Origin of the sequence: Dasania sp. GY-MA-18 (assembly GCF_024734385.1) — a bacterium.
GTDB classification, from domain to species: Bacteria; Pseudomonadota; Gammaproteobacteria; order Pseudomonadales; family Dasaniaceae; genus Dasania; species Dasania phycosphaerae.
This window is the reverse complement of the sequence record NZ_JANHAP010000010.1, coordinates 161,875-184,812: the sequence shown is the minus strand read 5'-3', so window position 1 is coordinate 184,812 and position 22,938 is coordinate 161,875. Positions and strand designations below refer to the sequence as shown.

Sequence of the window (22,938 nt, the reverse complement as noted above, 5' to 3'; positions counted from 1 at the left end):
GCCAGTTTGCCTGGCGACCATAGAGACATGGTACCACCTGACCCCATCCCGAACTCAGAAGTGAAACGTGTCATCGCCGATGGTAGTGTGGGGTTTCCCCATGTGAGAGTAGGTCATCGCCAGGCTTTAATTTAAAACCCCTGTAGGAATTCCTGCAGGGGTTTTCTTTTGTGTGCGTTGTAGAAAGTTGAGTGGCTGGCGCTGACCGTACGGTCACAGCCAAAGCACTCCCTTCGGTCGCGGGCTGGGCCCTCGCCAGGCTTCAAAATAAACGGCCAAAGCACAGCGTGGGCCGCACTGACAACCCAGTAGGTTTGCCTACTGGGGTTTTTTATTTGACTCGCGAAAAGCGCTCGGCCTACGGCCCGCCTTGAATAAAGCAGGCGTTCAACTTCCCTGCGGGATGTTGTGGATGCGTTGACCTTCTGCCCCGTTAAGCAAGCCAAAGGCTTGCCATGTGTACCCAAAACATTCCTTGCAGTCATGGGGCAGGCCCACGACCCATGCACCGCAGGTGCGGAGGGCGGGGAGCCGAAGGCTTTGCGCAGCAATTGCATACCCAAAACACTCCTTGCAGTCGCGGGGCAGGCTCAGCACCGCTTGCAACCCCGAGTAAGTCAGCTTTACAGCTTTGAGTGAGCAGCAAGTAAATCCCTTCCTAATGGTGTCAGCCCTACACCTACTTAGTTATCGTGTTAGAAAGATTTAAATTATTGCTTTGCTCTTTGTCACCCAGTCCAAGCCAAAATTTATTGCTATAAATTAAAAAATAACCATCGCTCATAGCTATATTAGTGGAGAAATGAGTATTGTAAGCTAAGCTTTGGTGTTAGGAGCTTTGCTGTATTGATATAACAGGGAGGAATATCAGGCTTATTTATAAGTGGTAAATCGTTCATTATAAGAAGCGAGTAGTATGTTAACTTATCGCCGTTAGCTGAAATCGTAAATCTCATATTGATAGATATGAATAATAAAATGTGGGAGAGGACTTGCTTGCCAAGCTAGCGCGCCCATTAAGTCTGTACCGATATATCAGTCAAAACCTCGTTTGTATATACGTAGCTGCATTGCATGTTGTATTAATTGCTAATGGTAAGTTGACGGAAGGATGCCAATGGTCACAGAAAGTAGTAGTGAGCTTTTTCAATACACGCTAGATAAAAATAATCACATTGTTGCCGTTAACCAATCTTTTATTCAGTTTGCAGAGCAAAATGCTTGGGCGATAGAGCTGGATGCAGTAATGGACAAGCCGTTATTAAGCTTTATTGATGGACAGGAAACGCAAATATTCACAGAGCTGTTGCTTGCGCGGGTACGTGAAAAACAGCAGCTGGTAACAATCCCTTTTCGTTGTGATTCGCAAAATTGTAAACGCTATTTAAGTATGTCCATTAGCCCTATGGCTGATGGTATGTTGAGTTTTAGTAATCAACTGCTTAAGCAGGAGTTGCGAACACCCTTAGAGCTAGCTAAAGAAACAACTCACTCGATTAATCCCCAGCATAAGGTGTGCATGTGTAGCTGGTGTAATAAGTTTATGATTGATGGGCAGCAGTGGGCAGAGGTGGAAGCGGCTATCGATAAATTAGACTTGTTTGCAGCTAACTATAGGGAAAAATATATCAGCCATGGTATATGTCCAGATTGCCAGAGCTTGATGATGGCTGGCAGGTCACAAGTATGAAATTGTTAGTGGTTGATGATGATAGTGCCTTACGTACTCTTGTGACCAGCCTGTTTAGCCATGAAGGTTTTGACGTTATGTCAGCGGAAGATGGCGATAAAGCGTTGCGTTTAATGGCTAGTAATCATTTCGATTGTGTCATTACTGATATCTTTATGCCAAACAAAGATGGCTATGAATTGATAAGGGATATAGTAAATAAAGGCAATGGCACCAAGATAGTCGCACTTTCAGGCATGCCTGAAACGGCAGAATTTGGTAAAGACTGCTTAAAAATAGCCTCTATGCTTGGGGCCCATAATGTTATTAGAAAGCCTTTTGATTTCCCTGAACTGTTACAGGCGGTTAAGGATATAGAGGCTATATAGCTTGTTATACTAGACTATCTAAGCACTTGCGTTCAAAGGTGACTATTTCATCTAGGCGCTGGTCACGAATTTTATGTGCCCACTCGGGGTCGGCAATTAAGGCTCTACCCACAGCAATAAAATCAAAGTCGCCTTGGCTTAGCGCCGTGTTTAGTTGAGAGATGTTGGCTACTTTTGATAAATGCCGCTCTTGGGGTTGGCTCCACAGCTCCCAGCCAAACTCGGTGTCTAAGCCTACGCTACCGACAGCAATTACTGGTTTACCAGAAAGTTTTTTTACCCAAGCCGATAGCGTTAGTGGCGAGTTGGCAAATGCAGCTTGCCAATAGCGGCGAGTACTAACGTGAAATATATCTACACCAGCCTTTGCCAGTTCACCGGTGATTAAGGATAATTCCTCGGGTGTGTCGGCAATGGTGGCGTTATAGTCTTGCTGCTTCCATTGTGAAAAACGAAACACGATGGGGAAGTCTCTGCTTACTGCTGCGCGTATGGCACTGACAATTTCACAGGCAAAACGAATTCTGTTGCTGAGCGAGCCGCCGTACTGATCTTGGCGCTGGTTCATTTGTTGCCAAAAAAATTGATCGATTAAATAGCCGTGGGCAGCGTGAATTTCTATGCCATCAAAGCTCATGCTTTCAGCTTGTTGAGCGGCTTTAACATAGGCGGCTATAACATCATCTATGTCTGCCTGAGTCATGGCTTTAACTTTGAGCTGGCCATCTTTGTCGCGTATCTCCATGGGGCCGTAACCTGGGGCCTTAGGATTAGGGCCTGCAGCACCAGGACGCCTAACTGCACCTACATGCCACAGCTGCGGGATGATTTTGCCACCCGCTTGGTGCACGGCGTCCAGTACCTTGGCCCAGCCTGCTAGTGCATCATTGCCGTAAAAGCGCGGCATATTATCGGGGTAGGCACTGGCACCTTCGTGCTCTATAAAGGTACCTTCGGTAATAATTAGGCTTACACCACCTAGCACTCGACGACGATAATACTCCGCTACCTTGCTATCCGGAACGCCGCCCAAGCAGTGCTCTCTGGACATGGGTGACATGACTATACGGTTAGGCAGTTCAGTCTTACCGAAGGCAACGGGAGTAAACAGGCTGTCTAATACGGTCTTGGGCATAGCAGGTTCTCGCTGCAGGGGGTTAAGTGCTGGGGTATTCTAGTGGATAGTGGCCTATAAAAAAACCGGGACTTAGCCCGGTTTTTTTATGTGCTGGCAAGTTTAGAGGACTTGGTTTAAGGCCTGCTCTAATCTAGCGGTGGTGCCGTCAATATCATTAAGCTTATCTAAACCAAACAAACCTATGCGGAAGGTGGAGTAATCAGCGGGCTCGTCACATTGCAGTGGCACACCGGCGGCAATTTGCACACCTATGTCGGCAAACTTTTTGCCATTTTGTATCAGACTGTCATCGGTATAAGAAACGATAACGCCAGGTGCTTGAAAGCCCGCTGCAGCAACACTTTTAAAGCCTTTGCTTTGTAGCACAGTGCAAACGCTGTCGGCTAAGGCAAATTGCTGCTGCTTCACTTTATCAAAACCTAGTTGTTCGGTTTCCTGCATGATTTCGTGGAAGCGTACTAATGAGTCAGTAGGCATGGTGGCGTGATAGGCATGGCCGCCGTTTTCATAGGCATTCATAATTTCTTTCCACTTTTTTAAATCGCAGGCAAAGCTGCTGCTAGTGGTGTTTTCTATTTTATCCAGCGCCCTGTCGCTCATCATCACTAAGCCGCTGCAGGGTGAGGCGCTCCAGCCTTTTTGTGGTGCACTAATAAGAAGATCGACGCCGTTGGCTTCCATATCTACCCAGATACAGCCAGAAGCTATACAGTCTAACACCATCAAACCGCCCACTTCATGGGTGGCTGCTGCCATTTGCTGTATATAATCATCGGGCAGCATAATACCTGATGAGGTTTCCACATGGGGGGCAAAGACCACCGCGGGCTTTTCAGCTTTAATGGCTGCCACCACTTCCTCTATAGGGCAGGGAGCAAAAGCAGCTTGTGGCCCGGCTTCTATAGGGCGTGCTTTCATAACCGTGGTGGCTGAGGGGATGTTGCCCATCTCTAAGATTTGAGTCCAGCGAAAGCTAAACCAGCCATTGCGCACCACTAAGCATTTTTCATTGTTAGCAAACTGCCGGGCTACCGCTTCCATACCATAGGTGCCGCCGCCGGGGATTAATGCAACCCCCTTGGCGTTATAGACCTTTTTTAAGGTGCTGGAAATATCGCGCATCACCGCTTGGAATTTTTTTGACATATGGTTGAGAGATCGATCAGTAAAAACCACGGAAAACTCTTGCATGCCGCCGGGATCGACAGACTGTGATGTATAGGTCATAAGCAAACTCTTGTTATTAGTTAAATTTAGTTGTTAGTAGGGGCTATAACTAGGCATGGTAGCATCCCAAAATGCCTGCTACCCACCATAACGCGGGAAACACTGTTGTGACAATAGCCTTATGGGTATAGAGCTTGTCAGTGTAGAGCTGGCCCTAAGTTGGGCAGCAGTCATTGCAATATTGGCTGATTTTTGAACTCGCAAATATAAGCTTAGCTGCTAAAGTAATTATTTATTTATCAATAAGATAGCTGTGCATGGCGTTGAGTGGAAGGAGGCAATTATGAACGGAGAGAGTGGCTATAGCCGTATTGAACAAGGTTATTTCTATGCCCGATAGCGGCACAGCGAATAAGCCCAATGCAATTAACGCTACGCTCAATGCAGAGGGTAGCAAGTTAGCGGGGATGATTCGGCAATTAGCGTTGTCCTTTCTATGGGTATCGGTAGGTTTTATCGCTATAACCACTATGTTGCTTTGGCACTTTGCCGATACCGTAGATAAAGAAAAAATAGAGCAGTCTATCCGTGCTACTGAAAGCCAGTTGCGGCGTGTAGGTACAAGCCTCGCGGTACAAACCAGGGATTTTGCCTGGTGGGATGCCAGCATAAACAACCTTATTAACAATCAGAATGAAGATTGGCTGAATGATAATTTCCGCAGTTACTTGGTTGATAGTTTTGGTTTGAGCATGGTGCTGGTGCTGGATGTAAAGAACCAGCCATTTTATGCAGAGAGTGGGGGAAAAAAAGCACCCGCCAGCGATTATTTGGGCTTTAGCCCTTTCATGCTACAACCTTTAATTAATAAAACCCAAGCTTCGCCTCTGGCTGAACCCCAAGCCTATTATGGTTTTGTTGCTCGTGATGAGGAGCTATTTTTGGTAGCTGCTTGTGCTATTACCAGCGAAGTGCCCGAGCAAGCAGTGGCCACAGGTAGGCCGCGCCCCAGCTTATTATTTATACGTAACTTTAATGAAGTACGCAGTGATATAGCCAGCGAGGCTGGCTTACTAGATTTTCAGTGGTCGAAAACTATAAGTGCTAAAGAGGGTTATATTTCACTGCCCATAGCTGATGAGCAAGGTAATATTTTGGGCTATTTGACCTGGGCTTTAGATTTGCCGGGTCGGGCTATGTTAGTACAGTCGCTGCAATGGGCATCGCCATTGCTGCTGTGCTCATTATTATTAGCTTGGGTTATATTACGGCGTTTTCGTGCGACTTTTTCCAAGGTAGAAAGTATTACGTTGGAAACTGCGCTATTAAAAAATAGTCAGCAGTATTTTCAATCTATGGCAGATGATGCCCCTGTTTTAATTTGGGAGACAAATTACCTAGCCGAAGTCATCTATGCGAATAGACGTTTTAAAAGCCTACTGGGTCATGAGAGCGGTTCGATTAAAAAGCTATCTTTATTCGAATTAGTTGATGAACGCGACCGCGAAGTAATGCGAGCCTTTTTTGAAAACAGCAAGACGGATAAAAACCCCAAGGGTCATGAGTTTAGGGTGCCAGATAGCAAAGGCCAAACTAACTGGCTGTTTGTGATTTGTGCTCAGCACTTAGTCAGTAGCGATAGTGAACCTAGTTATATTTTTAGTGCCAATGATGTGACCGAGCGAAAAGCGATAGAACAAGAGGCTTGGTATAGAGCAAATTACGATGAGCTTACTCAGCTGCCTAATCGTAGTTTGTTTCAAAATCGTTTGTCACAGGGGCTAAAAGCTAGCGCTAGGAACAAAACTAGTTGTGCCTTGATGTTTATAGACATAGATCATTTTAAAAACATAAACGATTCTTTGGGGCATAGTGCTGGTGATCAGGTTTTACAGGAGGCTGCCAAGCGCATACGCAAGAGTATTAGAGAAACCGATACCGCCGCACGTTTAGGTGGCGATGAATTTGTATTGTTATTATTGGCAGAAACCGGCAGCCCATTATTCGATCAAGTGGCTAAGCGTGTCTTAAATGAGTTAAGTAAACCGTTTGCTTTAGAGCATAACGAAGTTTATTTGTCGGCAAGCATAGGTATAGCTATGTACCCTGAAGATGGTGATAGCGATGAAAGGTTAATGATGAATGCCGATACTGCTATGTACCATGCTAAACGAGCTGGTCGCAATCAGTTGAGTTATTACGCGCCTGTTATGAATGCTAAGTTAAAAGCCACCCTGCAAATGGAAACAGACTTGCGCAAGGCGATTAATGATCATGAGCTATTCTTAGTTTACCAGCCTATTTTTAATGTAAGGCATCAGGCTATGGTGGGGGTAGAGGCTTTGGTGCGTTGGCGTAAGCCAGATGGGAGTATGGTGTTTCCCGATGAATTTATCCCTGTGGCTGAGCAAACCGGCCTGATCGTACCTTTGGGGGATTATGTATTGGAACAGGCCTGTAAGCAGTTGCAGCAATGGCATAAAAAAGGCCTAGATTTATCCATGTCGGTTAATGTGTCGCCAGCCCAGTTGCGGGACTCTAATTTTATCTCGCTGTTACAAAACTGTTTAAAGCATTACTCTCTAAACCCTTTGAAAATACAACTAGAGCTAACAGAACAAATTTTTATAGAAAACTCTGAAGAGTTAGTAAGTTCGCTAGATACGATTGCCAATATGGGCGTGCATTTAGCTATAGATGATTTTGGCACCGGCTATTCCTCTTTAAGTTATCTACAAAAGTTATCGGTTGATGTGTTAAAAATTGATAAAAGTTTTATGGATGCCGTGCTGTCTGATACCGAAAGCGCCATGTTGGTCAAGGCAATGATCGCTATGGCCCACAGCTTAAATTTAGCTGTGGTTGCTGAGGGGGTAGAGTCACAGGAGCAGCAGGATTTTTTAGCGACGGAAGGCTGTGAGCGTGGCCAAGGCTATTTCTATGGCCGGCCGGTAGAGCCAGAGCAATTAGCCCCGTATTTTAGTGACTATTTGGCTACCATCTAATGAGTGTATAAGCCTCTCACTGAGCCGCTGGCAGGGTGGCGAGCATAGACTGAATAGCAGCAGTGAGGCGCTGCTTACGTAGCTCGGCTGTTAAACTGGGGTCGTTGTAAATTTGTACCTCGCCACGCCAAGCGGTTCTACCGCTGGGGCTGGCAATAATTAATAATAAGCTACCCCTTTGTTGTGAATTATTATCACTGCCCAGGCCCGCATCTATGCCGTAATTTTGTTGCAGCTTAACATCCTGGTTTGGAAGCTTATAAGTGACTACGCCTTGCAAGTAGTAATTGCTAGCCTGTTGATTGCTTACTACCTGATAGCCTTTATGGAGTAGCTGCTGCTCTAGCTCTTGGCGTATAAGCTTAATAGGTTGGTGCGCAGGCGAGTCTGAGCCAGCATTGATGACTTGGATGTCGCCTTGCCAAGAAAATACATCACTGCTGCGAGGCCTAAAGTAGCTACTGGTATTGCTAACAGTGGTAATGGTGTGGCGCTCCAAGGGCAGGGCCGGTGTTGTCGTGGTGTTTTGGCAGGCACTTAATAGCCCAATAAGGGGCAGCGCGAAAGCGAATGGTTTAAGCGTGTTAGTCATAAGCAGATGAATAAGCAATATTATTAATGAGCTGTAACTCAGTGCAGGCTAATTCTAGCTTAATCTCCATGATTGACAACAAGGCTTACTTACGTCATGGGCATGATGCGCACTTATGCTTGAGGACATAGGGCGTTTAAGCGTCTACTCTAGAGATAAATAGCTACACAGAGATTAACAAAGGTGTTTAATGATGTTTAAAACTCAGCATGGCCTGCTGTGCTTATTGCTATTAATACTGACGGCCTGTGGCAGTGGTGAAAGCAATGTTAGCAAGGGGAATCGTGAGGGCATATTGCACTGGGGCAATGCGGCCGAACCGCAAGAGCTAGACCCTCATGTTGTTACCGGTGTGCCAGAGCATAATATCATCATGGCTTTAATAGAGGGTTTGGTGAGTAAAAACCCTACAACACTAGAGCCTATCCCTGCGGTTGCCGAGTCTTGGTCAGTGAGTGAAGATGGCAGGGTCTATACGTTCAACATACGCTCAACAGCACGCTGGTCTAACGGTGACCCGCTTACCGCAGAAGATTTTGCCTGGTCTTGGCGGCGCGCCTTATTACCCGAACTGGGTAATCAATATGCTTATATGTATTATCCCATAGTAAACGCAGAGGCCTTTGCTACTGGCGAGCTGCAAGACTTTTCTCAAGTAGGGGTGAAAGTTATTTCGCCTTTAAGCTTGCAGGTGACGTTAACCCATCCTACCCCATTTTTTTTACAGCTGTTAGACCATTACTCTATGTTTCCTGTACATAGAGCCACCATAGAAAAATTTGGCCAGCCGGGTGAGGCTAATACTTTGTGGACCCGTGCCGGTAATTTTGTTGGCAATGGCCCCTTTATGCTAGAGCAATGGGATTTAAATAAAGTGGTGAAGGTGAAAAAGAACCCCCAGTATTGGGATGCCAGCACCGTTAGGCTAAACGGTATTTATTTTTATCCTACTGAAAATGTTACTACCGAAGAGCGTATGTTTAGAGCCGAACAATTGCACTATACCTATGATGTACCCATAGAAAAAATAGCGGTATATCAACGAGAGAAACCTCAGCAAATTAAAATATCCCCCTATTTAGGTACCTACTTTTATCGATTCAATACTCGCTTAAAGCATTTAAGTGATGTACGTGTGCGCAAGGCCTTGGCTATGAGCATAGATAGAAAATCGCTGGTTGAAAACGTGCTAAAAGCGGGGCAGCTACCCGCCTATACCATCACCCCGCCTAATACCTTGGGTTATACCGCCAGCAGTCAGTTGCGCTATGATCCGGCCGCCGCTAGAACTTTATTAGCCGAGGCCGGCTATAAAGATGGTGAGGGTTTTCCGGTGACCGAAATTCTTTACAATACCCACGAGCAGCATCGCAAAGTGGCAGTAGCAATACAGCAAATGTGGAAAAAAGAACTCAATATCAATGTGCGTATACATAACCAAGATTGGAAGGTTTACTTAGATAGCGAGAGCAGTGGCAATTTTCAAATCTCACGAGCCTCATGGATAGGTGACTATGTGGACCCTAATAGTTTTTTGGATATGTGGTTAACAGGGGGCGGTAATAACCGTACAGGCTGGTCTAATAAAACATTCGACTACTTAATACAAAATGTAGCTCCCAGTGCTAAAACTAAAAAGCAACGCTACGCCGCCTTTCAAGAGGCCGAGAGTATTTTAACCGATGAGCTGCCTATTATTCCTATATACACTTACGTGAGTAAGCATTTGGTACATCCCAGTGTTAAAGGTTTAAGCAGTAATATATTAGATACCCTCTATTTTAAATATATGTATTTAGAACCCGAATCGGAACCCCGTTCTGCTATAAAGCCATAGGTTTTTTTATGCTGAAATTTATTAGTGGTCGCCTATTACAAGCCATACCGGTTTTATTTATAGTGATTACCGCCACCTTTTTTTTAATACACTCTGCTCCCGGCGGCCCTTTTAGTGCCGATAGAGCAGTGCCGGCACAGGTAATCAAGGCCTTAAATGCGCGCTATCATTTAGATCAACCGGTGTGGCAGCAATACCTTACTTATTTAGGGGATTTGGCTCAGGGTGATTTTGGCCCTTCCTTTAAATTTCCGGGGCGCAGCGTCAATGAAATGATTTTTGGTAGCTTAGGCACTACTGCCGAGCTGGGCTTATATGCCATGTTGGTGGCGGTGATTATTGGCGTATTAGCGGGTGTGGTGGCCGCTTTAAAACCTAACACCGCGCAAGATTATGTGCCCATGAGTGTTGCCATGGTAGGTATATGCATGCCCTCATTTTTGTTGGGGCCGCTGTTGGTTTTAGTGTTTGGCATTTACTTGGAATGGCTGCCTATTTCTGGCTGGGGGGATATACCCGGCGATAAAATTTTACCGGCTATTACCTTAGGGGCTAGCTACGCTGCTTATATAGCCAGGCTTAGCCGCGGCGGCATGCTAGAGGTAATGACGCAAGATTATATACGCACGGCTAGAGCCAAAGGCTTACCCGAGCACATAGTGATAATTAAACATGCCCTGCGCGGCGGCCTAATGCCTGTTATCGCTTTTTTGGGACCAGCCTTTGCTGGTTTGTTGGCGGGCTCTTTTGTGGTGGAGACGATTTTTCAAATACCCGGCTTGGGGCGTTTTTATGTGCAGGCCGCTTTTAATCGCGACTACACCATGATTATGGGCACGACTATTTTCTTTTCGGTGACGATAATCCTATTTAATTTATTGTCCGATATTTTAGCCACTTGGATAAACCCTAAACTGCGTCATCAAAGCGGAGGGGCGGAATCATGAGCGAGGCTATAGCTGTTTACAAGCAGGCTGAGCAGGGTAGCTCCCTATGGCAGGATGCCTGGCATAGGCTGCAAAAAAATAAATTAGCGCTATGCGGTTTAATGGTATTGATACTGGAAATTATCCTGGCCTTATTAACGCCATGGCTGGCTCCCTACGGTTATGAACAACAAGATTTAGCGCTGGGTGCAGCACCGCCCTCTATGGAACACTGGCTGGGTACAGATACCTTGGGCCGCGATATGCTTACGCGCATCATGTACGGTGGCCGAGTATCGCTAATGGTAGGTTTTATCGCCACTGCCGTGGCCCTGCTGATTGGTGTGGTTTACGGCGCCGTTGCGGGGTATATGGGCGGTAAAGTGGATGCACTGATGATGCGTCTAGTCGATATTTTGTACGCTCTGCCGTTTATGATCTTTATTATTTTATTGATGGTGATATTTGGCCAAAACATATTGTTATTATTTTTAGCCATAGGCGCGGTAGAGTGGTTAACCATGGCGCGCATAGTGCGCGGGCAGGTGTTGTCACTGCGCCAGCAAGAATACATAGAGGCGGCTATCTCTATAGGCTTAGGGCCATGGACTATTATACGCAGGCATATTATCCCCAATACCTTGGGGCCGGTTATCGTCTACACCACCTTAACCATACCCAGTGTTATGTTGTTAGAGGCTTTTTTAAGTTTCTTGGGCTTAGGTATACAGCCACCACAAAGCTCTTGGGGCTTACTCATCTCCTATGGTGTTGAAACCATGGAGGAATACCCTTGGTTATTAATTTACCCCGGCTTAAAGCTGTCTATTACCTTATTTGCTTTAAATTTTTTGGGTGATGGCTTACGTGATGCCTTAGATCCAAGGGCTAGCAAAGATTGAGCATAGATTAGTGGCTAGCCTCTGTTAGTTGCTAGCCACTAGAAAATAGTCTCTAGAGAAAAGATTAATTCAAACAAACGCAGCGGAAAAACTATGGCATTGCTAGAGGTTAACAACTTAACAGTTTCATTTCATACCCGTAATGGCGTGGTAAAGGCAGTTAACAATATTAGCTTTACTATAGATAAAGGCGAAACCCTGGCGATAGTGGGCGAGTCGGGTTCGGGTAAGTCTGTTAGTTGTTATAGCCTGCTAAATTTAATCCCTAAACCACCTGGCAAAATAGAAAGCGGCACGGCTTTATTTAGTGGCCATGATTTATTAAGCATGGATGAAGCTGCTTTGCGCCGTATACGCGGCAGCGATATAGCGATGATTTTTCAAGATCCCATGACTAGCCTAAACCCTTTTTTAACCGTGGGTGAGCAGCTAATAGAGCCGTTGGTCTATCACCGTTCCTACAGCCGCACCGAAGCAGCCCAGCGGGCTATAGCCGTGCTTGATGAGGTGGGTATTAAAAATCCTGCTGCGGCCTATGAGCAATACCCACATCAATTTTCGGGTGGTATGCGTCAGCGGGTGATGATTGCGATGGCGCTGATCACCGAGCCTAAACTACTCATTGCCGATGAGCCCACTACCGCTTTAGATGTCACCATACAGGCGCAAATATTAGCCTTAATAAAAGAGCTACAGCAGCGCCATAATATTGCACTGTTATTTATCAGCCATGACTTAGCCGTGGTGTCGGATATAGCCGATAAGGTGTTGGTGATGTACCAGGGCGATCAGGTAGAGCAGGGCAGCCGCGATGAGGTGTTTAAACATAGCCAACAGGCTTATACTCAAAAACTGTTGGCCTCTATACCCTCGGGGGCTAAAGTTGGCGGCGAAGCAAAAAGTGCTAACGCACTATTACAGGTTAGTGGCTTAAAAACCTATTTTGCCAGCCGCTCGGGTTCATGGTTTAAACGCAAAAAAAATCTCAATAAAGCGGTTGATGATGTGAGCTTTACCATTAACCGTGGCGAGATTGTCGGCCTAGTGGGAGAGTCTGGCTCCGGCAAGTCTACCGTGGGGCGCTCGCTATTACAGTTATTACCAGTGACGGCTGGCTCTATACGTTTTGATGATCAAGAGTTAGTGGGCATGCCGGCAAAATCGCTAAAAACAATGCGCAGGCGTATGCAAATGATTTTTCAAGACCCCTATGCCTCGCTTAACCCGCGCATGACAGTTTTTGATACCTTAGCCGAACCTTTATTGCTACATGGCTTAGCCACAAAAAAAACGGTGCATGAACAAGTGCTAATGCTATTAGATGATGTAGGTCTGGCCAGAAGCAGTTTGCGTAAATACCCCCATGAGTTTTCTGGTGGCCAGCGTCAGCGTATCGCCATAGGCCGTGCTATAGCCACCAAACCAGAATTAATTATCGCCGACGAGCCAGTGTCGGCGTTGGATGTGACCATACAGGCACAAATACTAAGCCTGATTTTAGAGCTGGTAGAAAAGCATAATTTAACCATGCTGTTTATCTCCCATGATTTATCGGTAGTACGCAGCCTCTGCGACAGAGTGCTGGTCATGCATCACGGTCACTTGGTGGAGCAGGGCGATACCGAGGCTATATATCAGCAACCACAGCACCCTTATACACAAGGTTTATTGTCGGCTATACCCTTGTTGGAATAAGCCGCTTATCCGTTTGTTGAAGCTGCTCGCTGTCATATTCGGCAGCCTAGGTTAACCCGCTCGCTTGTTAGCAAGGTTGCGTGTTTTTTTATGGTTATTGTGACGGTTAGCGGTTTTTTTCTTAAAGCTTTTACCTGGACTTTTAACCCCTCGCAAGCTGCTAAGGCTGGCACTTTGGCTTTGGCTAATTAGCGCATTAAGTGTTTGTTCTAGCGGCTGCATAAAGCTTTGGTAGTTTTGTTCTTTTAAGCTTATGGCATTAAGCTGCATTTCCCAGCGGGCTGTCATATCGGCTAAGGTCGCGGTGGTGGGCAGGCTGTTAATTAGGGCTTTGCCCGCTGCGCTGGCGCGTATGCTTTTGCCTTGGCGCAGTAAAAACTCTCGCTTAAATAATAATTCTATAATACCTGCACGGGTGGCTTCGGTGCCTAGGCCGTCGCTGTCTTTTAACACTTTTTTTAGTTCTGGGTCTTGTACATAGCGGGCTATACCGGTCATGGCCGCTAATAAGCTGGCATCGTCAAACGGTTTGGGCGGGGTGGTTTGTTTTTCCAAACACTGGCCATGGCTGCACAGTAATTGCTCGCCTTTTTTCACTGCGGGCAGCGAGCTGTTAAGTGCCGCCTCTGATTTTTTCTGTTTGTTGTTATCGCTGGCAAATAAAGCTTTCCAGCCCGCGACCAAGCTTTGCTTGGCCTTGGCAATAAAATGGCCACCGGCAATTTGTAATTGTATTTCGCTGTCGCTGTATTCATGGGGTGGGTAAAACTGCGCAATGTATTGCCTGGCAACTAATTCATACAGCTTACGTTCAGTACTATTAAGTGCGCTAAGCTGAGCGCGCTTTTCGGTGGGGATGATAGCGTGATGGGCCTGTACCTTGCTGTCGTTCCAGGCTTTGCTTTTGAGGCTGGGGTCGGCCTCGCTCACAGCACTTTGTAGGGCCTCGCTATTATGGGCTATGGCGGCGAGCACCGCCGGCCCCTGTTGCAAGTGCTGGGCGGGCAGGTAGCGATTATCCGAGCGTGGGTAGGTGAGCAGCTTGTGACGTTCATATAGGCTCTGGCAGCTATCCAACACCTGTTGTGCGCTAAGGCCGTAGCGTTTAGCGGCATCGATTTGCAGTGCCGATAAATTATAGGGCAGTGGCGCGGCCTGTTTCTTACGGCTATTGCGGCTGCTGCAAACTAGGGCGGGCTGGCCGTTAATGCTGGCCACTACATGCTCGGCCAATTGTTTTGACAGCACACGCCCCTCTTCGTCTTGATAGGGCTGGCAGGCTAGGCTGGGTTGCCATTTAGCTTTAAAGCTATCTCCTTGGGGTGTTTCTATATGGGCGATGACTTGGTAAAAAGGCTTGGCGATAAAATTTTCTATATCGCGGTCGCGCTGCACGACTAAGCCCAGCAGTGGGGTTTGCACCCGCCCCACCGAGAGCACGCCCTCATAGCCCACCTTGCGCCCTTGTAAGGTGTAAGCGCGGGTCATATTAATGCCATATAGCCAGTCGGCGCGCGAGCGCGCCAAGGCCGAGGTAGATAGCGGCTTAAACTCACTATTGGGCCGCAATTGCTGTAAGGCTTTAGCAACGGCAGGGGTATTTAAATCGCTAATCAGGCAGCGCTGTATGCTGGCGAGTTTGCTGCCGCTGACCTTAAAGTGGTGTAACACTTGGTCTACCAACAACTGCCCTTCGCGGTCGGGGTCGCCAGCGTGTACCAGTTGCTGAGCTTGTTTAATCAGCTTGCCTAGTACCGCTAACTGCTTTTTGGCGCTGGCCTTGGCTTGCAGCTGCCATTGGCTGGGTATGATGGGCAGGTGTTCCATGCGCCACTGTTTATAGGCCGGATCATAGGCCTGTGGCTGGCTTTGCTCCAACAAATGGCCCACACACCAGCTCACGCAATCACCATTGCCTACATAAATGCAGCCCTCGCCCTTTTTATGGGGCCGGGGTAAGGCGTCGGCTATGGCGCGGCCCAGGCTGGGTTTTTCGGCTATATAAAGGATCATAGCTGGCAGATTACTGTATGTTTAAACAGTTGTCTAGGTGGGGTGTTATTTAGAGTTTTGTTCATAGAGCGCTGGCTATTCCAAGCGTAGTTTTTTAAGACTACACTTAGCTAATATTCTAATGATAAAAGCAGGAAGCATGTTTCGAGTTGCAGTAGTTAATGCCAAAGGTGGTGCCGGTAAAACCACGCTGGCCACTAATTTGGCCAGTTATTATTGTGCCCAGCAGTTGAAGACGGCGTTAATCGACTATGACAGCCAAGGCTCCAGCTCTTTTTGGGTAAGTCGCCGCCCCGAAAAATCTCAGCCCATACAAATTATCCCCGCCTATAAGCAGCCCAAACATGTGACTGCCAGCTGGTTTATACGGCCAGAGCGCGATACTCAACGGGTAATAGTGGATACGCCTTCGGGTTTAGATGTGATTCAGTTTAGAGCGGTGTTAATGGAATGTGATGCCATGTTGATACCGGTATTGCCTTCCGCCATTGATATACATGCAGTAGCACGTTTTATTGCCGAGCTATTATTGCAGGGTAAGTTTAAGCGTGAGGATGGCCGCATTGCCGTGGTAGCTAACCGCGCTAGAAAAAATACCTTGGTGTACCAGCGTTTGGAAAAGTTTTTAAACTCCCTAGGCATACCTTTTATCGCCACCCTGCGTGATACCCAGCAATATATAAAAGCCAACGAAGAGGGTAAGGGGATTTTTGACATGCCTGCCTCGGCGGTGGCTAAGGATATTGAAAGCTGGCAGCCCTTGTTGGCCTGGCTGCAAGATACTGCTAATGCACAGAGTCAAAAATTAGGGGCTTTGTAATGGCGATGGGCTTAGCCCTAAGAGGGTAGCGCGGGAGCTGAGGTTTAAATTGCTACCCGCTGTGGGGTAGCAAGGCTAAAAATTGGCTGAAATCGATATGCTTAGTGGCTGGCTAAAATTTAATGCGGGAAATCTTTAACGGCAGCCAGTAAACGCCTGCAAGTCACTTGGCCAACGAGTTTACCGTTTTCTATTACTGGGCGACGACGATGGCTTTTTAATAGCATATCCTGCGCTACGTCGACGATATCATCCTGTGGGCTGGCGGTGACAATATTTTCGCTATACATATAGTTGCTAACAGCACCTACCCCGCTTTCATTATAGGTGGCACTGAGCACACCTTTTAAACAATCCATTTCTGAGAGCACGCCGACGAGGTGGTGGTGATCATCCACTACACATAGGCCTGATACTTTGTGTTTAATAATTAATTCCATGGCATCCAATAAATTGGCGTCGGGTTTAATAGTCATAGGGGTGGGGTTCATATAATCCCGCAGGTCTATCGATTTCAGCATAGGGGCTACCTCTTGTTATTAATTGGGCTTTGGGTGGTTCGTTAACTAGAGTATAGACCTTAAATAAGCCATTAGGGGCTGTGGGGCAGTGCCTAGTAATAAAATAATTATCATTAAGGCTGTGCTTAGGCTGCTGATATGCCAGCCGCTGGCGGTGGATGCTAGTGTGTAGCTGGGGCTGTTGCGCTTGCTCATATAAAAAATTACCCGCAAATAATAATAAATACCTATGGCGCTACCCAAAATGAGCGCGGCAATTAAACCCCAGTGATAGCCGCTAATGGCGGCGCTAAAAATATAAAACTTGGCGACAAAGCCCGCTGTTAAGGGTATGCCTGCCAGCGATAGCAGGGCAATAAGCATTAAGCCTGCTAATAAGGGCTGCTGCCAAAACAGGCCGCTGACATCATCCAGCAATACATTTTCACGCTGCTGCTGTTGCGCCGATATTAAACTGAGTAAGCCAAAGGCTGCCAAGGTGGTAGCGGTGTAAGCAATTAAATAATAGCTGGCGGCCTCTATGGCCAGTGCGCGGTTATTACTGCTGCCGCACACCACAAGAATGATTAGCAGATAGCCCATGTGGGCAATGGAGGAGTAAGACAGCATGCGTTTAATATTATCTTGTTGCAGCGCTAACACATTGCCCACTAACATACTGAGTATGGCCACCAAGGCTAGGCAATTTAGCAGCATGTTGTAGCGGTATAATTTAGCGTCTATAAATAAGCGCAAAAACAACAAAAATATCGCCGCCTTGGCAACCGAAGCTAAAAAACCTGTTACCGGTGAGGGCGCGCCTTGATATACATCCGGTGTCCACATATGAAAAGGCACCAGCGATAATTTAAAGCCCAGCCCGGCCAGTATTAAAGCCATGGCTACTAATAGCATGATATTACCCGAGGGCTGAGTCGCTAGCTGGGTGCCTAGGTCGCTAAAGCCCAAGCTGCCGGTAATGGCATAAAGCAGGGCAAAACCGAATAACAAAGTGGCTGAGGCCGCTCCCGATAACACCAAATATTTACTGGCCGCTTCTAGGGGCAGTATGCTTTTGTCGGGGTAGGCAATCAGGGCGTATAGCGCTACCGACAGTAATTCCATTCCCAGTATCAATGAGCCTAAATGTTCAGCGTAAGCCAATACGCAGGCACCCAAACTGCTGAGGATTAACAGCAGGTAATACTCTTCAGGTTGATCGCCACGGCGTTGCATATAATCCATAGAGAGCACCGTGGTAACAAAGCCCGCCAGGCAAAACAGGGCAGTAAACAGCAGCGCTAATTTATCGGCGATGAGTAAAGGGGTGACTAGCCTAGGAGCATAGTCGGTGGCGGGGCCGCAGGAAAGAGCGGCCAAGGCAAAGATAAGCAAAGTCAAAGCGCTGCTAAATTGCACATTGCGTATAAAGGCAATTTGCAGCATCAAGAGTAGCGCCCCCACACTTAACACCAATAGGGGCAGCAAGGCGAGTAAGTCGGCGGTGCTCATAGGCTGGCCTCGGCTATTTGAGGGCTGATGGTAACCAGCGCCTGTAGACTGTCGATAACAGGCTGCGCTAAATCCAGTACTGGTTGTGGGTATAAGCCCAGCCATAGCAGGGCTAGCATCATGGCGGCCATGGTAAACATTTCACGGCCGCCAAAATCCTGCAAGCTGGCAGTGGTTTTAGTGGCTAATTGGGTTTTGCCTTGAAAGGTTTGCTGCATCATCCACAGCGAATACACCGCAGCAGTAATTAGGCCTAAGGTGGCGATGGCGGTCATCACCGGGCTAACCGCAAACAGGCCCACTAAAATTAAAAACTCGGCAACAAAATTACCCAGCCCGGGCAAGCCTAATGAGGCCACTGCAAAAAATAAGGCGCAGGCACCCATGCGGGGCATGTAGTACCACAGCCCGCCCATCTTAAACATATTGCGGGTATGCAGTCGCTGCTGCAACGCTCCGGCCATCATAAACAAGGCGGCTGTGCTAACGCCGTGGGCCAGCATTTGCATCACTGCGCCCTGCATGGCCAAGCTATTCCAAGCGTATAAACCCAATAACACAAAGCCCATATGGCTAACGCTGCTATAGGCCACCAAGCGTTTAAAATCACTTTGGGCAAAGGCTAAAACAGCGCCGTAAATCACCCCAGCGGCACCTAGGCTCATGGCAATATGCGCAAATTGCATAGAGGCTTCGGGGAACAGCGGAATGCTAAAACGCATGAGGCCATAGGCACCGGTTTTTAATAAAATACCAGCCAGCAAAACACTGCCTGCGGTGGGGGCTTGGGTGTGGGCATCGGGTAACCAGGTGTGTACCGGAAAGGCGGGCAGCTTCACCACAAAGGCGATAAAAAAGCCCAGCATCAAACAATAGGCCAGCGTGCTATCTAGTGGTAGAGCTAGTAAATCGAAATAGCTGAAACTGTAATAGCCATTGTGCACATAGCCCTGCCAAGCCAGGGTGATAATGGAGAGCAGCATCAGCAGGCCAGATACCTGAGTAAAAATAAAAAATTTCATCGCCGCATAGGCTTTATTCTCATGGCCCCAAATGGCTATTAGTAAATACATGGGGATGAGCATCACCTCCCAAAATAAAAAGAACAGCAACAGGTCTAAGGCTAAAAACACCCCGCAGACACCAGCCAAGGTCCACAGTAAATTGGCTTGAAAGAAGCCGGGCTTAAAATCAATTTCTGTCCACGAGGAGGCTACTGCTACCAAGCCCAATAACAGGGTGAGCAGTACCAGTAAAAGGCTGAGCCCATCCATGGCCAATTCAAAACTAATACCAAAGCGCGGTATCCAAGCTAATTGATAATGGATTAACCAGCTGCTGGCATCGCGGCCATCGGGCACTAGAGTAAAACTATCGGGGGCCAGTACATTAAGACTGCTGACCAGTTGCAATAGCGCCAGGCCAATGGTGACTAGCGATAGCCAGCGCGGCAGGTCTTTATGCCAGCGTTCGGACAACCAGGCGACCAAGCCCCCCGCGAGCAATATCCCCAATAGCAGGGCTAAACTCATGACAAGCTCCTCAACATAATTAGCACCAATATCACTAAGCCAAACACCATAGAAGTGGCATACCAACGCAACTCACCACTTTGTAGTTTGCTTAGTTGCTCATTGCTCCACTGCATTAAGCTAACAATGCCGCGGTAGAGGTAATCGATGGGTTCATTGCGCCATAGCTGCGCCAGCACTTGATAGGGGCATACCCACAATAATTGGTATAGCGCATCAAAGCGCCAGCCACTAAAGCAAAAGCTTTGCAGTGCCTTGCCTAACGTTGATTGCGTGAATCCGCTAATAGAAAGCTGCTTGCCCAAAAATAAACCGTAAGCAATAGCCAGGCCTATGAGTGGCGTGGCTATAGAGATGATTTCTACACTGTGATTAATCTCACCGTGACTGTAAGCGGGGAATACATGGTCCAGCGGCAATACAAACCAACCGCCGATTATGGAAAGCAAACATAGCAGCGCTAAAGGCAGGCTCATTTTCCAGCCCGGCTGTTTATTGGGTAGAGTTTTGGCCTCACCAAAAAAAACCACAAACACTAAGCGAAAACTATAGATGGCGGTAAGCAAGGCGCCTAATAAACCGCCCGCCCATAAATAACTCCCTATGTTGGGCATGGCCCAAGCCGATAATAAAATGGGGTCTTTACTGTAAAAACCCGAGGTAAAGGGCAGCGCCGCCAAGGCAGCACTGCCGATAAGAAAACTCCAAAACACTATGGGTAGGCGGGTACGCAGGCCGCCCATTTTAAAAATATTATGTTCATGGTGCAGGCAATGTATCACTGCGCCTGCCGCTAAAAATAACAGCGCCTTAAAAAAAGCGTGGGTCATTAGATGAAAAATACCCGCGCTAAAGGCACCTACGCCCAAGGCTAAAAACATATAGCCAATTTGGCTGATGGTGGAGTAGGCCAAGATGCGTTTAATATCCTGCTGTGCCAAGGCGGTAAAGGCGGCAATTAATAAGGTGGCCAGACCTATCCAAGCTACCGCCTCCAAAGTGATGGGGGCCAATAAAAATAAACTGTAATGGCGAGCGATTAAATACACCCCGGCGGTGACCATGGTGGCGGCGTGGATTAGCGCGCTAACCGGGGTGGGGCCAGCCATGGCATCGGGCAGCCAGGTGTGTAAGGGCAGCTGTGCTGACTTGCCCACCGCGCCGCCCAATAATAAGGCGGTGGCTATGGTGGGAATAAGGTCGCCGCTTTGCCATTTGCTATCGGCGGCGAGTAACAGGGTTTGTATGTCCAGGCTGCCCAGTTCGGTAAATAATAAAAATAATCCCAGCGCCATGGCGGCATCACCCACCCGCGTTACCACAAAGGCTTTACGGGCGGCCTTGCCATTGGCTGGGTCTCTATACCAAAAGCCTACCAGTAAGTACGAGCATACCCCCACCCCTTCCCAGCCCAAGTACAGCAGTAATAAATTGTCGGCCATCACCAATAGCAGCATGGCGGCGACAAATAAATTCATATAGGCAAAGTAGCGCGAGTAGGAGCTGTCATCATCCATAAACTCTAGTGAGTACAGGTGTATTAAAAAGCCTACCCCGGTAATCACCGACATCATCACTATGCTTAAGCCATCTATATAAAAAGCGATGCCTGGGGCGAAATTTGCCACACTCATCCAAGTCCACAGGGTGACCTGCATAATTTCACCGCTGGCTAAAAAATGCTGTGCTTGCAGTGCTACACACAAGGCCGACAAGGCAATGGAGCCGGCACCTAAAAAACCAATGATTTTTTTAGGTAGCTGGCCCGCGGTCACCATCAATAGGGTGGCGCTGAGTAAAGGGAAGAAGGGGATTAGCCACAGGTAATTGCTGCCGGCCATAGTTAACCTCGCATCCGTTTAGCAGTATCCATATCCAGCGTTTTAAAACGGCGCTGAATTTGTAACACCAGGCCCAGCCCCACTGCCACTTCGGCGGCGGCAACACTGAGTATGAGTAAGAAAATAATCTGGCCGTCGGCCTGCGCCCATTTGGCACCGGCGGCCACAAAGGCTAGCGCGGCGGCATTGAGCATGACCTCCAGTGACATCAGCATAAAAATGATATTGCGGCGCAACATTAAACCCAGCAGGCCAAAGCTAAACATAAAGGAGGCAATAATAAGTACATGCTCTAAGGGAATTTGTAAGCCGTTCATGGCTGCGCCCTCTGTTGTTCTTGCTCTTTTAGTTCCTCTTGTAGCTCCTCTTCCATTTCGGTGCGGGCTAAAAAGCGGCGACCCAAGTGATAGGCGCCTACTAAACCGGCCAGTAACAACATGGAGGCTATCTCTACTGCCAATACATAGGGGCCAAATAATTCTAGCGCCACAGCTTTAGGGCTAATCATTTTGCCGCTAAGCGCTGCGCTGTGATGTTGCAGTGCGACTAACATTTCACCAAACAATATGGCTGCTAATAACCCCGGTACTATCCAATAGCGTGGGCTTAGCCATTGGCGCTCCTTAGCCACACCGCTATCGCCCAAGTTGAGCATCATGATGACAAAAATAAACAGCACCATAATGGCACCTGCATAAATTAAAACTTCTAAAGCTGCGGCGAAGGGGGCGCCCAATAAAAAGAAGATCACCGCTACTGCCAATAAAGACACAATTAAATAAATTAAGGCGTGGGTGGCATTGGCGCGGCTTAGCGCTAGTACTGTCGCGACTAGGGCGATAAACGAGGCCAAATAAAATAAGCTTTCCATCATGGCAGTAAACTCTTTACATCTATGGGCTGGGCCTCATTTTGTGCCTCGCCTTTATCTTTGCCTTTTATGGCCAGGCCAGAGACGCGATAAAAATTGTAATCGTGATACTTACCGGGGCCATCTATTTGCAAATGCTCTTTTTCGTACACCATGTTTTGCCTGTCGTACTCACACATTTCAAAGTCGGGGGTGAGTTGTATGGCATTAGTGGGGCAGGCTTCTTCACACATGCCGCACATAATGCAGCGCGAAAAATTAATGCGGAAAAATTCCGGATACCAGCGGCCATCTTCACGGGTGCCCTGTTGCAGGGCTATGCAATCGACGGGGCAGGCCACCGCGCAGAGGTTGCAGGCCACGCAGCGCTCGTCGCCATCGGGGTCGGTGGTGAGTACGATACGGCCTCGGTAGCGCGGCGCTAAATAGGGTTTTTGTTCGGGGTATTGCACAGTTTCGCAGCGGCTAAAGCTGTGCTGTAAAATCGTCCAAATGGTGGTGAGTTGGCTGCGCAAAGATTTCAACATGG

At 47.6% G+C, this 22,938-nt stretch carries 19 protein-coding genes and 1 rRNA gene; 9 read left to right on the top strand and 11 right to left on the bottom strand.

The window, feature by feature from the left end; genetic code table 11:
- The first annotated feature begins 9 nt into the window (after positions 1 to 9).
- The 3 genes from rrf to NO559_RS13245 all read left to right on the top strand — a co-directional run bounded on the left by rrf (position 10) and on the right by NO559_RS13245 (position 2,058).
- A 5S ribosomal RNA gene (gene rrf / locus NO559_RS13255) occupies positions 10 to 125 on the top strand.
- A 992-nt stretch (positions 126 to 1,117) separates the two neighbouring features.
- Positions 1,118 to 1,690 carry a hypothetical protein gene (locus tag NO559_RS13250; protein WP_258332328.1) on the top strand — a complete coding sequence of 191 codons (573 nt, stop codon included), beginning with the start codon at positions 1,118 to 1,120 and terminating at the stop codon, positions 1,688 to 1,690.
- The gene (locus NO559_RS13245; protein ID WP_258332327.1) at positions 1,687 to 2,058 is read left to right on the top strand and encodes a response regulator transcription factor; all 372 of its coding nucleotides are present in this window, start codon (positions 1,687 to 1,689) and stop codon (positions 2,056 to 2,058) included. The genes NO559_RS13250 and NO559_RS13245 overlap by 4 nt, the downstream gene beginning before the upstream one ends.
- 4 nt (positions 2,059 to 2,062) lie before the next feature.
- Here NO559_RS13245 and NO559_RS13240 read toward each other — a convergent pair whose 3' ends face one another.
- Together NO559_RS13240 and NO559_RS13235 are read right to left on the bottom strand one after the other, a co-directional pair.
- Positions 2,063 to 3,193: an NADH:flavin oxidoreductase gene (locus tag NO559_RS13240; RefSeq protein WP_258332326.1), complete on the bottom strand. Its 1,131-nt coding sequence runs from the start codon at positions 3,191 to 3,193 to the stop codon at positions 2,063 to 2,065.
- A gap of 102 nt (positions 3,194 to 3,295) precedes the next feature.
- Positions 3,296 to 4,423, bottom strand: a complete 1,128-nt coding sequence (locus NO559_RS13235; RefSeq protein WP_258332324.1) for an aminotransferase class V-fold PLP-dependent enzyme — start codon at positions 4,421 to 4,423, stop codon at positions 3,296 to 3,298.
- A 329-nt stretch (positions 4,424 to 4,752) separates the two neighbouring features.
- Here NO559_RS13235 and NO559_RS13230 point away from each other — a divergent pair, with 329 nt between their 5' ends.
- The gene (locus tag NO559_RS13230; protein WP_258332323.1) at positions 4,753 to 7,368 is read left to right on the top strand and encodes an EAL domain-containing protein; all 2,616 of its coding nucleotides are present in this window, start codon (positions 4,753 to 4,755) and stop codon (positions 7,366 to 7,368) included.
- A 16-nt stretch (positions 7,369 to 7,384) separates the two neighbouring features.
- Here the strand turns inward: NO559_RS13230 and NO559_RS13225 are convergent, their stop codons facing one another.
- The gene (locus NO559_RS13225) at positions 7,385 to 7,960 is read right to left on the bottom strand and encodes a DUF4136 domain-containing protein (protein ID WP_258332322.1); all 576 of its coding nucleotides are present in this window, start codon (positions 7,958 to 7,960) and stop codon (positions 7,385 to 7,387) included.
- A gap of 190 nt (positions 7,961 to 8,150) precedes the next feature.
- On the opposite strand from NO559_RS13225, the gene NO559_RS13220 reads away from it, so the two are divergent.
- From NO559_RS13220 to NO559_RS13205, 4 genes are all read left to right on the top strand, one after another.
- Positions 8,151 to 9,797, top strand: a complete 1,647-nt coding sequence (locus NO559_RS13220) for a peptide ABC transporter substrate-binding protein (protein ID WP_309149078.1) — start codon at positions 8,151 to 8,153, stop codon at positions 9,795 to 9,797.
- A gap of 8 nt (positions 9,798 to 9,805) precedes the next feature.
- Positions 9,806 to 10,744, top strand: coding sequence for an ABC transporter permease (locus NO559_RS13215; protein WP_258332321.1), 939 nt, complete (start codon positions 9,806 to 9,808; stop codon positions 10,742 to 10,744).
- Positions 10,741 to 11,625, top strand: coding sequence for an ABC transporter permease (locus NO559_RS13210; RefSeq protein ID WP_258332320.1), 885 nt, complete (start codon positions 10,741 to 10,743; stop codon positions 11,623 to 11,625). Before NO559_RS13215 ends, NO559_RS13210 begins: the two co-directional genes overlap by 4 nt.
- A 93-nt stretch (positions 11,626 to 11,718) precedes the next feature.
- Entirely contained in the window at positions 11,719 to 13,320 is a 1,602-nt protein-coding gene (locus NO559_RS13205) for an ABC transporter ATP-binding protein (protein WP_309149077.1), read from the top strand.
- A 51-nt stretch (positions 13,321 to 13,371) separates the two neighbouring features.
- Here the strand turns inward: NO559_RS13205 and NO559_RS13200 are convergent, their stop codons facing one another.
- Complete coding sequence (locus tag NO559_RS13200) at positions 13,372 to 15,333, bottom strand: DNA topoisomerase III (protein ID WP_258332319.1); 1,962 nt, start codon at positions 15,331 to 15,333, stop codon at positions 13,372 to 13,374.
- A gap of 139 nt (positions 15,334 to 15,472) precedes the next feature.
- Between NO559_RS13200 and NO559_RS13195 the strand changes: the two genes are divergently transcribed.
- Complete coding sequence (locus NO559_RS13195; protein ID WP_258332318.1) at positions 15,473 to 16,153, top strand: ParA family protein; 681 nt, start codon at positions 15,473 to 15,475, stop codon at positions 16,151 to 16,153.
- Positions 16,154 to 16,272: 119 nt separating this feature from the next.
- Here the strand turns inward: NO559_RS13195 and NO559_RS13190 are convergent, their stop codons facing one another.
- Genes NO559_RS13190 through nuoI form a run of 7 tightly spaced genes read right to left on the bottom strand, consistent with a single transcriptional unit; the run spans position 16,273 to position 22,936 of the window.
- Positions 16,273 to 16,674: a CBS domain-containing protein gene (locus tag NO559_RS13190; RefSeq protein WP_258332317.1), complete on the bottom strand. Its 402-nt coding sequence runs from the start codon at positions 16,672 to 16,674 to the stop codon at positions 16,273 to 16,275.
- 45 nt (positions 16,675 to 16,719) lie between these two features.
- Positions 16,720 to 18,165, bottom strand: coding sequence for an NADH-quinone oxidoreductase subunit N (locus tag NO559_RS13185; RefSeq protein ID WP_258332316.1), 1,446 nt, complete (start codon positions 18,163 to 18,165; stop codon positions 16,720 to 16,722).
- Positions 18,162 to 19,697 (bottom strand): NADH-quinone oxidoreductase subunit M, encoded by a 1,536-nt coding sequence (gene nuoM / locus NO559_RS13180; RefSeq protein WP_258332315.1) that lies wholly within the window; start codon positions 19,695 to 19,697, stop codon positions 18,162 to 18,164. Before nuoM ends, NO559_RS13185 begins: the two co-directional genes overlap by 4 nt.
- Positions 19,694 to 21,538, bottom strand: coding sequence for an NADH-quinone oxidoreductase subunit L (gene nuoL / locus NO559_RS13175; RefSeq protein WP_258332314.1), 1,845 nt, complete (start codon positions 21,536 to 21,538; stop codon positions 19,694 to 19,696). The genes nuoM and nuoL overlap by 4 nt, the downstream gene beginning before the upstream one ends.
- A 2-nt stretch (positions 21,539 to 21,540) precedes the next feature.
- Complete coding sequence (gene nuoK / locus NO559_RS13170) at positions 21,541 to 21,855, bottom strand: NADH-quinone oxidoreductase subunit NuoK (protein ID WP_258332313.1); 315 nt, start codon at positions 21,853 to 21,855, stop codon at positions 21,541 to 21,543.
- Positions 21,852 to 22,409, bottom strand: a complete 558-nt coding sequence (gene nuoJ, locus NO559_RS13165) for an NADH-quinone oxidoreductase subunit J (protein WP_258332340.1) — start codon at positions 22,407 to 22,409, stop codon at positions 21,852 to 21,854. Before nuoJ ends, nuoK begins: the two co-directional genes overlap by 4 nt.
- A complete protein-coding gene (gene nuoI, locus NO559_RS13160) occupies positions 22,409 to 22,936 on the bottom strand; it encodes an NADH-quinone oxidoreductase subunit NuoI (RefSeq protein WP_258332312.1) in 528 nt (175 codons plus the stop codon). The genes nuoJ and nuoI overlap by 1 nt, the downstream gene beginning before the upstream one ends.
- Between the last annotated feature and the right edge of the window lie 2 nt (positions 22,937 to 22,938).